Source organism: Curtobacterium sp. Leaf154 (genome assembly GCF_001424595.1).
Classification (GTDB): domain Bacteria; phylum Actinomycetota; class Actinomycetes; order Actinomycetales; family Microbacteriaceae; genus Curtobacterium; species Curtobacterium poinsettiae.
The window spans coordinates 678,826-692,661 of sequence record NZ_LMOS01000004.1 but is presented as its reverse complement, the minus strand read 5'-3'; the positions used below and the strand labels follow the sequence as shown (position 1 = coordinate 692,661).

The 13,836-nt window shown below is 71.4% G+C and carries 11 protein-coding genes; 5 read left to right on the top strand and 6 right to left on the bottom strand.

Annotated features, from left to right (window positions below):
* Window positions 1-133 precede the first annotated feature (133 nt).
* A complete protein-coding gene (locus tag ASF75_RS09765; protein ID WP_017888772.1) occupies window positions 134-1,270 on the bottom strand; it encodes a 5-(carboxyamino)imidazole ribonucleotide synthase in 1,137 nt (378 codons plus the stop codon).
* Between the two features lie 113 nt (window positions 1,271-1,383).
* Here ASF75_RS09765 and ASF75_RS09760 point away from each other — a divergent pair, with 113 nt between their 5' ends.
* Window positions 1,384-1,872, top strand: coding sequence for a GtrA family protein (locus ASF75_RS09760; protein WP_017888771.1), 489 nt, complete (start codon window positions 1,384-1,386; stop codon window positions 1,870-1,872).
* A gap of 15 nt (window positions 1,873-1,887) precedes the next feature.
* Window positions 1,888-3,444: a DUF2142 domain-containing protein gene (locus tag ASF75_RS09755; protein WP_056070849.1), complete on the top strand. Its 1,557-nt coding sequence runs from the start codon at window positions 1,888-1,890 to the stop codon at window positions 3,442-3,444.
* A gap of 279 nt (window positions 3,445-3,723) precedes the next feature.
* On the opposite strand, the gene ASF75_RS17885 is transcribed toward ASF75_RS09755, so the two are convergent.
* Both ASF75_RS17885 and ASF75_RS17880 read right to left on the bottom strand, forming a co-directional pair.
* Window positions 3,724-4,755, bottom strand: coding sequence for a lysylphosphatidylglycerol synthase domain-containing protein (locus tag ASF75_RS17885; RefSeq protein WP_017888770.1), 1,032 nt, complete (start codon window positions 4,753-4,755; stop codon window positions 3,724-3,726).
* Window positions 4,756-4,856: 101 nt separating this feature from the next.
* Window positions 4,857-6,719 (bottom strand): hypothetical protein, encoded by a 1,863-nt coding sequence (locus tag ASF75_RS17880; RefSeq protein WP_235517599.1) that lies wholly within the window; start codon window positions 6,717-6,719, stop codon window positions 4,857-4,859.
* A gap of 115 nt (window positions 6,720-6,834) precedes the next feature.
* Here ASF75_RS17880 and ASF75_RS09740 point away from each other — a divergent pair, with 115 nt between their 5' ends.
* Window positions 6,835-8,118, top strand: coding sequence for an acyltransferase family protein (locus tag ASF75_RS09740; RefSeq protein WP_056070845.1), 1,284 nt, complete (start codon window positions 6,835-6,837; stop codon window positions 8,116-8,118).
* Between the two features lie 125 nt (window positions 8,119-8,243).
* A complete protein-coding gene (locus tag ASF75_RS09735; RefSeq protein WP_200942684.1) occupies window positions 8,244-9,242 on the top strand; it encodes a GH25 family lysozyme in 999 nt (332 codons plus the stop codon).
* A gap of 120 nt (window positions 9,243-9,362) precedes the next feature.
* Here ASF75_RS09735 and ASF75_RS09730 read toward each other — a convergent pair whose 3' ends face one another.
* Complete coding sequence (locus ASF75_RS09730) at window positions 9,363-10,586, bottom strand: polysaccharide pyruvyl transferase family protein (protein ID WP_056070842.1); 1,224 nt, start codon at window positions 10,584-10,586, stop codon at window positions 9,363-9,365.
* A gap of 48 nt (window positions 10,587-10,634) precedes the next feature.
* Here ASF75_RS09730 and ASF75_RS09725 point away from each other — a divergent pair, with 48 nt between their 5' ends.
* Window positions 10,635-11,837, top strand: a complete 1,203-nt coding sequence (locus tag ASF75_RS09725; protein WP_056070839.1) for a glycosyltransferase — start codon at window positions 10,635-10,637, stop codon at window positions 11,835-11,837.
* A 71-nt stretch (window positions 11,838-11,908) separates the two neighbouring features.
* Here the strand turns inward: ASF75_RS09725 and ASF75_RS09720 are convergent, their stop codons facing one another.
* Entirely contained in the window at window positions 11,909-13,216 is a 1,308-nt protein-coding gene (locus ASF75_RS09720; protein WP_042538819.1) for a UDP-glucose dehydrogenase family protein, read from the bottom strand.
* A 70-nt stretch (window positions 13,217-13,286) separates the two neighbouring features.
* Window positions 13,287-13,835 (bottom strand): PH domain-containing protein, encoded by a 549-nt coding sequence (locus ASF75_RS09715; protein ID WP_017888763.1) that lies wholly within the window; start codon window positions 13,833-13,835, stop codon window positions 13,287-13,289.
* Between the last annotated feature and the right edge of the window lies 1 nt (window position 13,836).

Sequence of the window (13,836 nt, the reverse complement as noted above, 5' to 3'; positions counted from 1 at the left end):
AGCGGGTGCCACCCGAGGGGGTGTCCGCAGACCGTCCGACAAGTGCGTCCCGCGCCGACACGACACGGGAGGCCCGTGGCGGCGTCGCCACGGGCCTCCCGTGTCGTCATCCGGTCACGTCGAGGACGCGACCTCAGTCGTCGAAGTGCGCCGCGGCCGCGCGAGCGCGGTAGACGACGTCGTCGACGTCGTCGCCGAGCACCGTGACGTGCCCGATCTTCCGTCCGGCCCGGGGCGCCTTGCCGTAGAAGTGGTACTTGGCCTCGGGGAAGGCCTGGAGTGCGGCGGGGTACCGGGCGGCGAGGTCGCCGTCGGCGGGTCCGCCGAGCACGTTGACCATGACGGACGCCGGGGCGAACGAGCCGGTGGCGCCGAGCGGCAGGTCGAGGACGGCACGCAGGTGCTGCTCGAACTGGCTCGTGGTGGCGCCGTCGATGGTCCAGTGCCCGGTGTTGTGCGGACGCATCGCGAGCTCGTTGATGAGGATGCGCTCGTCGTCGGTCTGGAACAGCTCGACGGCGAGCACGCCGGTGACCCCGAGTTCCTCGGCGATGCGGACGGCGATCGACTCGGTCAGGTCGGCGATCCGGCCGGCGCTGTCCGGGGCCGGAGCGATGACCTCGGCGCAGACGCCGTCGCGCTGCACGGTCTCGACGAGCGGCCAGGCGACGACCTGCCCGGAGGGGCGGCGTGCCACGGACTGCGCGAGTTCGCGGGTGAAGGGGACGAGCTCCTCGACCAGGAGGGCCTGGTCGCCGCCGGCCTCGGCCACGGCGATGAACCAGTCGTCGACCTCGGCGGCGTCGGAGACGACCCGGACACCCTTGCCGTCGTACCCGCCCCGCGGGGTCTTGACGACGGCTCGGCCACCGTGGTCGGCCAGGAACCCGCGGAGCTCGTCGGGGTCGTGCACGGCCGCCCAGTCGGGCACCGGCAGGCCGAGGTCGCTCAGCCGGCGACGCATCGTGATCTTGTCCTGCGCGACGGCCAGCGCGTCGGGGCCGGGGTGGACCGCCACGCCCGCGTCGACCAGCGTGCGCAGAACGTCCTGGGGCACGTGTTCGTGGTCGAAGGTGACGACGTCGACCTGTCGGGCGAACTCGAGCACCGTGGCGGCGTCGTGGTAGTCACCCTCGGCGGTGGCGGCGATGCTCGCCGACATGCCCGGCCCCTCGGCGAGCACCCGGATGTCGATCCCCAGTTCGACCGCGGCCGGCACCATCATCCGTGCCAGCTGTCCCCCACCGATGACCCCGACGCGCAACGCCATGCTGTGTGATCCTTCCGGCGCTCCCACCGTGCGGTGGGAACGCGTTGTCTACAATCGCTGTTCGGGTCGTGCTCTGGACGACCGGTCACAACTCTACGGATCCTGGAGGGCTCGTGCGGCGCCTCATCGCCCAGCTGGCACGCTTCGGCGTCGTCGGTGCCGTCGGCTTCGTCGTGGACACCACGGTGTTCAACGTGCTGCGCATCACCGTCCTGAACCCCGAGGACGTCCACTCGGGCCCGTTCTGGGCGAAGGTCATCTCCACCGTCGTGGCGATCTTCGTCAACTGGATGGGCAACCGGTACTGGACGTTCCGTGAGCAGCGTCGCGCCGTGGCCACCCGCGAGGGTGTCGAGTTCGTCGTCGTCTCGCTCGGCGGCATGGTCATCGCCCTCGCCTGCCTCGGGGTCTCGCACTACGCCATGGGGCTCACCTCGGTGCTCGCCGACAACGTCGCGAACATCGTCGGGCTCGTGCTCGGCACGGTCTTCCGGTTCTGGCTCTACAAGGTCTGGGTCTACCACCCCGAGCGCACCGCCACGCAGCCGGCCACCGCCGACGAGTCGGTGTCCGACGGGCCGCGGGTCCCCCACGACGCCTGACCTAGGATCGGTGGGGTGACGGCCGAGACGACCACCACCCCTGCTCCACCCCGCACCGCGCGCTGGGAACGTGTCGCGATCGCGGTGATCACGGCGACCTTCGGGCTGTGGCTCGTGGCGTGGGCGTTGATCGTCCCGGTGTTCGAAGCGCCCGACGAGACCGCGCACATCGACGCCTCGGTGCACCTCGCCCTCGGCGACGCGTGGGCGGCCCCCGGCGAGCTGTTCGTCACCAACGCCGTGCAGGCCGCCAAGGTCGAGCAGGCGACGAAGCCGTCCGACGAGTGGTCGACGGTGGGCGAGTTGCTGCAGAACGCCCCCGGCCCCTCGGCGACGGTCAACCAGATGACCCAGCACCCGCCGACCGCCTACCTGGCCGGAGCCGCCGTGCTCCGTGCCGTCGACTTCGGCGAGCTCCGCTGGGACCACGCGTTCATCGCCCTCCGCCTGGCCGACGTGCTGGCCGTGACCGCGCTGCCGCTGCTCGTCTGGGCGTCGGTGCGCCGGGTGACCCGCAGCCCCCGCGCCGCGCTGATCGGCGCCCTCGCCGTGTTCGCGACGCCCGAGCTCGCGTCCATCGGCTCGTCGTTCTCCAACGACGCCCCCGTCCTGCTCGTCGCCGGGATCGTCGTCTGGCTCGCCACGCGTCTGCTCACCGGGGACACCCGCTGGCGCACCACGATCGCACTGGCTGCGGTGCTCGGGGCCCTGGTCTGGATCAAGGGCACGGGGTTGCCGGCGGTGCCGTTCGTCGCGGTGGTGGTGCTGTTCGCCGGCGCCGGGGTGCTGTCCCTGCGGCAACGGATCGTGCGCTCGGTCGTCGCGATGGCGGTCTCCGGCGGCGTCGGCGCGTGGTGGTGGCTGCACAACCTGGTGTCGTACGGGCGGATCCAGCCGAACGGCTACACGGCCATGCGGCCCCCGAAGGACTTCCCGCCGGGTGAGAGCCCCACGCTCGGGCACTTCCTCGACGTCAGCTGGGGCACCCTCGCCCGCACGTTCTGGGGCAGCTTCGGCGGCCGGGCACAGGTCACGATCGGCGATCTGCTCACCGCCGTCCTCACCCTGGTCGCCCTCGTGGTGCTCGTCGGCTGGGCGTTCCGCCGCGGCCCGGACCTGCGGACGGCGCTCTGCCTCGCGGTGTTCCCGGCGCTCCTGATCGGCATCCAGAACCGCACGAGCGCGCACTCGTACCTCACCACCACCGAGGTCGCCGCCACCCAGGGCCGGTACTACTTCCCCGCGATCGTCTGCCTGATCGTGCTGAGCGCGCTCGCGTGGCGGCGGCTGGTACCGGCCGGACGGGCACGCGCCTGGGGCGCCGTGGCACTGGCGGTCGTGCTGCCCGCCGTGGGCGTGTACGGCTTCGCGGTGGCGTCCGCCTGGTTCTGGAACGCTGCGGTGTTCCCGGTGACGGGGCGTGGGCTGCTGCGCTACTCCGAGATCGGCCCGGTGCCACCCGCGGTGCTCGTGGTCGTCGTGGCGCTGGTCGCGGTGGGGCTCGTCGCCTCGGTCGTGCAGGTCGCGCGCGCCGACCGTCGCGCCCTGTCGACGACGGTTCCCGTCCGCTGACGCGCCCGGCCGCGGAGCGCCGGGCGGGCACGACGTGCCGCAAGCGCGGCCCCGAGGGGTCGCGAACCATCGTCTGGAGCGGCTCGAGGCGACACTTCGTGACCCCTCGGCGGACGGCGCACGGCGCGGGTTGGACGCCCCTGCGAGACGGACGGGAGGCCCGGTGCCAGCTGGCACCGGGCCTCCCGTCCGTCGCCAGGCGCGCCACGGCCGCCCGGTGTGCAGAAGACGTCGGGTCCCGACACGGGACCCGACGTCTTCTGCACACTCGCTGCCGCGTCAGGCGGCGGGGACGCCACCCTCGACCGCGGAGGGGTCGTCCGTCGGCCGGTCGCGCCGGAACCACGTGGGGGCCGCGGCGCAGAGCAGGAAGAGTCCGTCGACCGCGAGGCTCCAGACACGGGTGACGACGACGACCACGAGGGCGATCGGCACCGGCATCACGAGGGCCAGCAGGAGGGCCTGGACGCCCTCGCGGACACCGAGCCCGCCGGGCGCGAAGACGGCCAGCATGCTGATCGCCGAGGCCATGCTGGCGGCACCGATCACGAAGGCCGCGTCGGTGATCTTCAGCGAGGGGTACACCCCGAGGGTGATGAAGTAGTACGCCGTGCCGGACAGCACCGCTCCGGCGACGTAGAGACCGGCTCCGCCGAGGACGGTGCCGAGGTTCGGGCGGACGTCGGCTTCGAGCGGCTTGCGGCGCAGGATCTTCAGCGCGATCCCGATCAGGAACACGAAGACCCGCGGGATCAGGCAGACGACACAACCGACGAACGCCGCGATCATCAGGACGATGAGCCACGGGTCGAGGTTGTGGGTGCGCGGGTCGATGAGCAGCAGCACGAGCGCCAGGGCCAGGGTCGCGGCGATCTGCAGGGCTCCCTCGAGCAGGCCGCTCACACCGAGACGGGCCTTCGAGACGCCGTGCTTCGAGGCGAAGTAGACCTTGCCGATGATCCAGGTGGCAGCACCCGGGATGTAGCGGCCCATCCAGGACTTCGCGTACACGTAGGTCAGGGTGACGCCACTGCCCTTCAGCCCGGTCGCACCGAGTCGTCGCAGCAGGTAGAACCAGATGCCGACACCCCAGTAGCGGAACCCGAGGCTGATCACCGTCGCGAGGGCCACCCACGACCACTGCCAGTCGAGTCCGGCGAGCTGCCCCCAGTCGACGCCGCGCACGTACAGCACGAGGAACACCGCGAGCAGGACGTAGAAGACGATCGGGATCGCCTTGCCGAGGAACCGTCGTCGCTTCGACGGACGCTTCCCCTCGGGCGCGGGGGTGTCGCTGGTGCTGACGGACAAACGGGTCTCCTGCTCAGGTCTCGGGCTCAGGTCATGGTAGACGGTAGGGCGGGCCGCTCCCTGCGGTGCCGCTGCGGCCCTCGCTCGCCCCGTCGCTCGCGCTACCGGGCGAGCTTGATGACCTGGACGCGGCAGGGCACCTCGGGGTCGGTCGACCGGTCGGTGCTGCACGAGATCGTCGCGTTGTACGTGCCGACGACCTTGCCGGCCGCCGAGTAGTCGCGCGCCGGGGCGGTGGCCGCGTCGAACTGCACGAAGTACTGCACGCCCTGGTCGAGGAACAGCTTGCGCATCGCGTCCGACTGGTAGGTGTACCCCTGACCTGAGCGACCGTACACACGCGTGTCGGTCAGGAAGGCGAGCGACGCCAGCGACCGGTAGTTCGACCCGATGACGGTGGCGTCCTCGGGGAGCGCGCCGCTCGCCCGGATCTGGTCGGCGAGCCGGACGATCTCCGGCACCCGGGTCGGGCCGAGGACGCGCAGCGGCTCGGTCCGGTTGACCGACGGGTAGAACGGCGCCGGCGATCCGAGCCAGTTCTGCGTGTACGACGCCAGGGGCACCACGGCGATCGCCAGGCACGCGACGATCGTCCGCACCACGCCACGACGGCGCACCAGTCGCCAGACCGCCGGCAGCATGAGCGCACCGATCATCGCGGTCAGGTAGAAGAGCGGCCAGTAGTAGCGCGCGTTGCCGCCGCCGCTCGACGACGACGTGATCATGCCGTAGCCGACGAAGTAGACCAGGGTCGTCGCGGCGACGATGCAGGTGAAGGCGTAGCGGCGGAAGCGCACGACACCGATGACGAGTGCGGCGGCGAAGAGCAGCGCGATCGGCGCCGCGAACGGGGCGAACGTGCTGATCTTCTGCAGGTAGTACGGCAGGGCGAGCATGCGCTCGTGCAGGTAGTAGCCGGCGCGGGCGGCGATGCCGGACTCCTTCGTGACCTTCGGCGCGGTGTCGTCGCTGGACGACGAGGTGGCCGGCGGCACCACGGCGGGGTCCGGGTTGTCCATCGGGCCCTGCTTGTAGACCGACGGGGTGAAGTCCTCGTTCGGCGAGAAGGCGTGGTCGTTGGGCGGGACCGGCAGGAACGGCCAGTCCGTGGCTCGACCGCCGTCGTCGAACTTCGATCCGATGTTGACCGACAGCGACGACCCGAGCGTCACGGTGTCGTACTTGGCGGTCAGGGCACCGACCCAGGGGGCGATGACGACGACGAACACGACGATCGTCGCGACGGGCGCCGTCCACCAGTGCCGCACGGGCTCGTGGCGACGGCGGGCGGACCAGACGCGCAGCAGCAGCCAGAGGATCACGGCACCGATGGCCACCGGCAGCAGGAACAGCTTGGTGAAGTAGCCGAGGGCTGCGACGGCACCGAGCACGGCCCCGGAGACGACCCGCGCCCGCGTCGATCCGTGCAGCGCCTGGTCGGCCCACCGGAGTGCCCAGAGGAACCCGACGACCCACGCGACGACGAGCAGGTCCGGGGTCTGCACCGGCACGGCGCTCATCAGCGCAGGGATCGCCGTGACCATGAAGACCAGGGCCGGGACGATGCGGTGGTTCTGCGACCAGACGAGCCACCCGCCGATGCCGAGCACCACGGCCGCGGCGAAGCAGTTGACGATCGCGAAGGCCGTCTGCAGGCCGAGGCCGAGCGCGACGAACGGCGCCATCATCCACGAGACCAGCGGCGACCAGTACGCGTTGATCGCATCGGGCAGCCAGCCGTTCGCGTACTCGCGCGCGATGCCCATGTAGGAGATGCCGTCGACGTTGGTGACGCCGAGACGGTTGTGGTAGGCCACCGCAGCGCAGAGGACGACGCCGACCACCGTGAGGACCGCGAGGAGCAGGGGTGCGACCAGGTGCCGGTACCGTCGGGAAGCCGTCCCCGAACGGCCTCGAACGGGCTCGTGGGCGGACTGCGGTGCTGCGGGCGTCGTCACGGTCACGTGCTTCATCATGACATCCGATCGCTTGTCGGACCGCACCGGGCCGGATCGCGAGGGACGCTCGGCGTGTGGGAGACTGCCGGGGACCCCGCTCCGACCACCACGAGGACGTTCGTTGGCCACCGAAACCCGCGCAGCCGAAACCGCAGCCGAACCGAGGGCCGCCGCTCCCCGAGCCGGGGGCCGTCTCGAGTTCCCGTACCTGGACGGTCTCCGCGGACTCGCCGCCCTCGCCGTGGTGTTCTACCACGCGTACCTCTTCACGGGGATGCGGGGCACCGGTCCGACCGAGCTGCCGTGGCTCCGTCCGTTCATCGGGTGGGGCTACCTCGGCGTCCCGCTGTTCATCGTGCTGTCCGGCTACGTGCTGATGCTCCCCGTCGTGACCCGGTTCGACCGCTACCGGTTGCCGGGCGGCTTCTGGAAGTTCATCTGGCGCCGCGCACGACGGATCATCCCGCCGTACTGGGCGTCGCTCGTCGTCTTCGCGCTCATCATCCTGTTCGTCCCCGTGATGGGGCAGCCGGGTGGCACGCAGTGGGACACGAAGTTGCCGATGGGTTGGGGAACCTTCCTCACGCACTTCTTCCTGGTGCACGACTTCTTCCCGCAGTACATCGGCAAGATCAACGGCCCGATGTGGACGGTCGCCGTCGAGTGGCAGATCTACTTCCTCATGCCGCTGCTGATCCTGCCGCTCTGGAGGGTCTTCGGCGGCTGGGCGACGGCGTCCTCGCTGGTCCTGATCGGCATGTGGATGGGCTCCGAGAGCCGCTACTCGTGGATGCACCCGTGGTTCGTCGGCCTCTTCGCGGTCGGCATGCTGGCCGCCGAACTCACCGTGAAGGCCCGTGACGAGCACCTGACCGGCAAGCTGAACGCCTCGAAGCTCGGCGGCCCGCGGTGGCAGGGCGGCGTGTTCGTCGCCGCGATGTTCGTCGGGATGCTCCTCGTCTTCTTCCGCAACCGCGACTACTGGCAGCACCAGACCTGGCCGTCCGAGGTCGTCCTCGGCATCTTCGCCGGCATCCTGCTGACCTGGATGGGACGCCGAGCCGTGTCCGGGCAGCACACCTGGCTGGCACGGTTCTTCGCCTGGAAGCCGTTCGTGCTCGCCGGCCTCGTGTCGTACTCGGTCTACCTCTTCCACAGCCCGCTGCTCGGACTCGGCAACCTGCTGCTCCTGCCGATGGGCCTGTACCCGAAGTGGCAGTTCCTGCTGATGGTCTTCGTGGTGATCCCGGTCACCCTGGCCATCTGCGTCGGGATGTGGTGGCTCGTCGAGCGCAACTTCCTCAACCGCCGGCAGAAGCACGCCACGCGCGAGGTCGCCTCGCGCGGGCGCCTGCCGGAGGTCGAGACCGACGACACCGACACAGCGCCGCGCCGGCGGCGGTAGCCCACCGCGGCGGGTGCCGCCCGTGTGCGCCTGACGGACATGTGTCGCCGAGGCCGGGTAGCATCACTCGGACCTCGGCGTGGGAGATCAGGCCCACGGCATCTCGACAGGGAAGACGAGACCACATGCGTGCACCGATCAGCAGACTCCTCGGACTCGGCACCGCCGCCGTCGTCGCCGGGGCCATCACCTTCGCCAGCGGCCCGGCCGTCGGCGTCACCACGACCGACCCCGCGACCGCGGCACCGGCCCCCACGGCGGGTACGTCGGCAGCGGCGCCGGCGGCAGAGGCACCCACCGAGCAGCTGTCCATCGCCGAGATGGACCGCACCGGCAACCACACCATGGGTGCCGGCATCGCCGCGCACGCCGGCGAGTCCCACGTCACGACCGCCTCGCCCGACGCCCTGTCCGGCGGCGTGAGCGCGCAGGCCCTCAGCTCCTCCGCCGCTGCCGCCTCCGCCGGCGGTCCGCCCCCGGGCCGGGTGCAGGGCTTCGACATCAGCGCGTGGCAGCCGAGCGTGAACTTCCGGCAGGCGTACGGCAACGGCGCCCGGTTCGTGTACGTCAAGGCGACCGAGGGCACCTCGTACGTCAGCTCGACGTACAAGCAGCAGTACGCGACCGCGAAGCAGCGCAACCTGTACCGCGGTGGCTACGTCTACGCCCAGCCGAGCCAGGCGAGCGGCGCCGCGACGGCGAACTACTTCTTCGCGCACGGCGGCCAGTGGAGCAAGGACGGCAAGACCCTGCCGCCGCTGCTCGACATCGAGTACGGCAGCGCCGCCCAGGGCACCTGCTACGGCAAGTCGTGGTCGTCGATGCGCAGCTGGATCAAGGACTTCAACCGGACGGTCGTCGCCAAGACGGGTCGGTACCCCGCGATCTACACCACGACCGACTGGTGGAAGCGCTGCACGAACAACAGCAACCAGTTCTCGAAGAACCCGTTGTTCGTCGCGATCTACCCGGTGAAGGACTTCACCACGCCCGGCACCCTCGGCCGCAGCTGGTCGAAGTGGACCTTCTGGCAGTGGGCGTCCAGCGGCACGCTCCCCGGCGACCAGGACGTCTACCGCAACGACATCACCTACCTGAAGCGCTTCGCCTCCCGGACGAGCTGACGCCCGTCAGGCACGCGGCTGCACCGTGCGCACGACGGACAGGAGGCCCGTGGCGGTGTCGCCACGGGCCTCCTGTCCGTCACGGGCGCGCGTTCGCGCCCGTCGTGTCAGCGGACGACGTCAGCGGACGTCGCGCGTCGCCTCGGCGAAGTCGGCGTCGAGTGCGGTCGCCATGCGGGCCACGCCCTCGGCGAGCTGCGCACGGACCGTGTCGCGGTCCGCGTCGAGCGCCTCGAGCTGCGCCGTGACGTCGTCGACGAACGTGGACTCGAGCGCGGCCTCGATCGGCTTCGAGTACGCCTGCTGTCCCATCTGCTCGAAGAACAGCCGGCCCTTGTCGACGTAGTAGAGCACCGCGGCCGGCACCCCGGCGATGGTCGCCACGATCGCCGAGTGCAGGCGGCTCGCCAGGAACAGGCGGCTGCGGGACATCAGCCCGGCGTACTCGGACGGCGAGAACTCGTCGGCCTCGACCACGTGGGTGCGGTCGGCGTGCCGCATCAGCGCGATGACCTCGCGGGCGAACGCGGCGTCACCCTCGGACGCCTCCATGTGCATCGGGTAGAACACCACGTCGGCGTCCCAGCGGTCGATGACGCGGTCGGCCAGGTCGGCGACGGCCTGGCGGTAGGTCACGAGTTTGTCGCTGTCGACACCGGTCTGGCGGAAACGCTTCGGCAGGAACCGGAACGGGATCCAGCCGCTGCGCTTGTAGTGGAACCAGCGGCGGACGCCGAAGCCGATCGAGCCGTCGAGCTGCTCGGCGGTCAGGCCGGTGGTGCGCTCGAGCCGCTCGAGCACCTCGGCGTCGGGCGGGGTGACCGTCCCGACGACGGCGGGGTCGAAGGACGACACGATCGGCGTCGTCACGCCCCAGGACAGGAGCTTCTCGCGGGACTCGTCGTCACGGACGGCGAACGCGCTGCACAGGTCGACGGTGGCGCGGATCAGGCGCTTGCTGACCCCGGCGGTGGTCGGGCCGATGCCCTGGAACGCCCCGACGAGGTTCTTGTTGACCGCACGGACGAGCAGCATCTTGCCGAACCAGTACACGAGGCCGAGCTTGTTCGTGTAGTCCTTCAGGATCTCGCCGCCACCCCAGAGCACCACGTCGGCGCCGCGGGCGGCACGCAGCAGGGCGAACAGGTCGCCGATGCCCGTGCTGTACGGGGAGACCGGCAGGAACCGGATCCCGAACCACGCGGCGTCCCGCTCGGGGTACTGGGACAGGGACACGATCTCGGCGTCGGGCCACCGGCGGCGGACGAGCTCGACGTTGCCGGCGAGGATCGCCCGGTCCCCGCGGTTGTGGGGCGAATCGCTATTGTGGATCAGTACGCGCACGGGGTGAGAGCCTACCGGACCGTCCCCCGCCACCCCCGGAAAGGCACGATGTCCCGCACCACTCGCTCCGCCCGCTCCCCCCAGGGACGCCCCCGCCTGCTCGTCCTGGGCTCGACGTTCCCGGCCCGACCGGACGACGGGGTGCCGGCGTTCGTGCTCGACCTCGCCCACCAAGAGGCGACCGAGTTCGACACCCTCGTCCTCACGCCCCGCGTGCCCGGCGGTGCCACGAAGGAGCGCATCGGCGAGGTCGCGGTCCGTCGCTACCCGTACTTCCCGCGTCGCTTCGAGGACCTGGCCGACGGCGCGATCCTCGACAACCTCAAGGAACGCCGCTCCCGCATCGTGCAGGTGCCCGCCCTGGTGCTCGCGCAGTACCTGGCCGTGCGGCGCGTGGTGCGTTCCGCGAAGCCCGACGTCATCCACGCGCACTGGGCCATCCCCCAGGCCCTCGTCGCGACCCTGGCCGCTCCGGGCGTGCCTGTCGTCGTGACCACCCACGGCGGGGACATCTACGCGCTCCGTGCGGCTCCCCTCGTCCGCCTCAAGCGGTGGATCTTCGGGCGGTCAGCGCACGTCACCACCGTCAACTCCGAGATGCGTGATCGGCTGACCGAGTGGGGTGTGCCCGAGTCACGCTCGACCGTGATCCCGATGGGTGTCGACCTGGGCCCGGCCCGCGACACCCGCGCGCGCGTCGCGCCACAGGAGCACCACGTGGTCGCCGTCGGGCGGTTGGTCGAGAAGAAGGGCTTCGGCAACCTGATCGAGGCGCTCCGCGGCCTGGGCGACGACGTGCCGTGGCGGCTCACCGTCGTCGGTGACGGCCCGTACCGGACCCAGCTCGAGCAGCAGGCTGCAGGGCTGCCGGTGTCGTTCCTCGGCCAGCGTGGCCGCACCGAGGTCCTCGAGACCCTGGCCGCGGCGACCGTCGTCGCCGTTCCGTCGATCCCGGCGGCGAACGGCGACCAGGAGGGCCTGCCGGTGACCCTGCTCGAGGCCGCGGCGGTCGGCGCCGCGATCGTGGCGAGCGACCTGCCCGGCATCCGGGACGTCGTGCAGGACGACGTGTCCGGCGTGCTCGTACCCCCGGGCGACGTCCCGGCACTCCGCGCGGCACTGCAGCGCGTGCTCACCGACGACACGGCGCGGACGCGCTACCAGGAGCAGGCCGTCGTCTCGGCGGCGGAGTTCTCCACCGAACGGATCGGCGAGCGGTACCGCGCGGTGCTGCGCGCAGCCATCGGCTGACGACGCGATGAACGCACAGGAGGCCCGGTGCCGGTCCCACGGACCGGCACCGGGCCTCCTGTCGGTCGCGGCTAGCGCCCCATGCCGCGGTACGTGAAGCCGGCGGCGGTCCACGCCTCGCGGTCGAGGCAGTTGCGGCCGTCGATGACGACGGGCGACGCAACGAGCGCGGCAGCGGCCGTCGCGTCGAGCTCGCGGAACTCGGTCCACTCGGTCAGCACGAGCACGAGCTCCGCTCCACCCAGCGCCTCGGCAGCGCTCTCGACGTAGTCGAGCTCGGGGTGCACGCGGCGCGCGGTGACGACGGCCTCGGGGTCGTACGCCGAGACGACGGCGCCGAGTTCGTGCAGGCGAGCGGCGATGTCGAGTGCCGGCGAGTCGCGGACGTCGTCGGAGTTCGGCTTGAAGGCCAGGCCGAGCACGGCGACGCGCTTGCCGCTGACGACCCCACCGAGCAGCTCCTGCGCCAGCTCGACGACGTGCGCGCGACGGCGCAGGTTCGTGGCGTCGACGTCGGCCAGGAACGCCAGGGACTCCCCGACGCCCAGCTCGTTCGCCCGCGCCTGGAACGCGCGGATGTCCTTCGGCAGGCATCCGCCACCGAAGCCGAGACCGGCGTTCAGGAACTTGCGGCCGATGCGGGCGTCGTGGCCGATCGCGTCGGCGAGCGCCGTGACGTCGGCACCGGCGACCTCGGCGATCTCGGCCATCGAGTTGATGAAGGAGATCTTCGTGGCGAGGAACGCGTTGGCGCTGATCTTCACGAGCTCGGCGGTGGGCAGGTTGACGACGAGTCGGGGCGTGCCGGTGGACAGTGCCTCGGCGTAGACCTCGTCGAGGGCGGCGACGGCCTGCTCGCCGGCCGCACCGTCGGGCACGCCGTACACGAAGCGGTCCGGCGCGATGGTGTCCTGCACCGCGAAGCCCTCACGCAGGAACTCGGGGTTCCAGACGAGCGTGGCACCGGGGACGGCCTCGCTGACCTCGGCGGCCAGGCGCGCCGCGGTGCCGACGGGCACGGTCGACTTGCCGACGACGAACTCGCCGGCGGCCAAGTGCGGGGTGAGCGCGGCGACGGCGGCGTTCACGTAGGTCAGGTCCGCGGCGCCGGTGGGGCCCTGCGGGGTGCCGACGGCGAGGAAGTGCACGCGGGCACCGGCGACCTCGGCCATGTCGGTGGTGAAGCGGATCCGACCGGACTCGAGGGCCTCGGTCAGGATCTCGGGCAGGCCGGGCTCGAAGAAGGGGGCCTCGCCGGCAGCGAGCCGCTCGATCTTGGTGGGGTCGACGTCCACAGCGACGACCTCGTGTCCGAGTTTGGCCATGGAGGCGGCGTGCACGGCACCGAGGTAGCCGCAGCCGATGACAGAGATACGCACGTCGAAGACGGTACCGGTTTCTCGCCGAAGTCTCACCACTGCTCCCCAGGGGGTGTCGCGGCGTCCGCGGTCAGGCCCGCACGTCGCCCCACGGCGGACGGTCCGGACCGCCGACGATCTCGTCCCAGTCCGGCTCACGGTGCCGACGCCTGGCCTCGTACGCCTCCACCAGGTCGTGCAGCACGGCGACGACGAGGTCGGCGTGCGGCACGTCGGCGAGGACCACCGCCGGGTCGTCCCCGGGGAACACCAGCACGTCACCGGAGCGGAACAGGCCCTGCAGGCCCCGACGCCGCACCGTGACGTCGTAGCCGCGGGAGTGCAGGAGCTCCCGCCGCGTCCGGGTGCCGAGGCCGCCCACCACGACCAGACGACGGGTGGTGACCACGTACCGCTCCGACATCCAGCGGAACAGCGGGACCGCGCCGCCGAACACGACGAGCACCAGGACGACGAGCGCGACGACGGCGTTCAGCCACGCCAGCTGGGCCTGGAACACGCCGAAGCCGAACCCGCCGGCCGCGGTGACGAGCACGACGAACACCGCCGGGCGCACCAGCCGACGGGCGTGCGGTCGCAGGCGTGCGACGACACGTTCGGGCGGGGGCTCGGCGGTCATG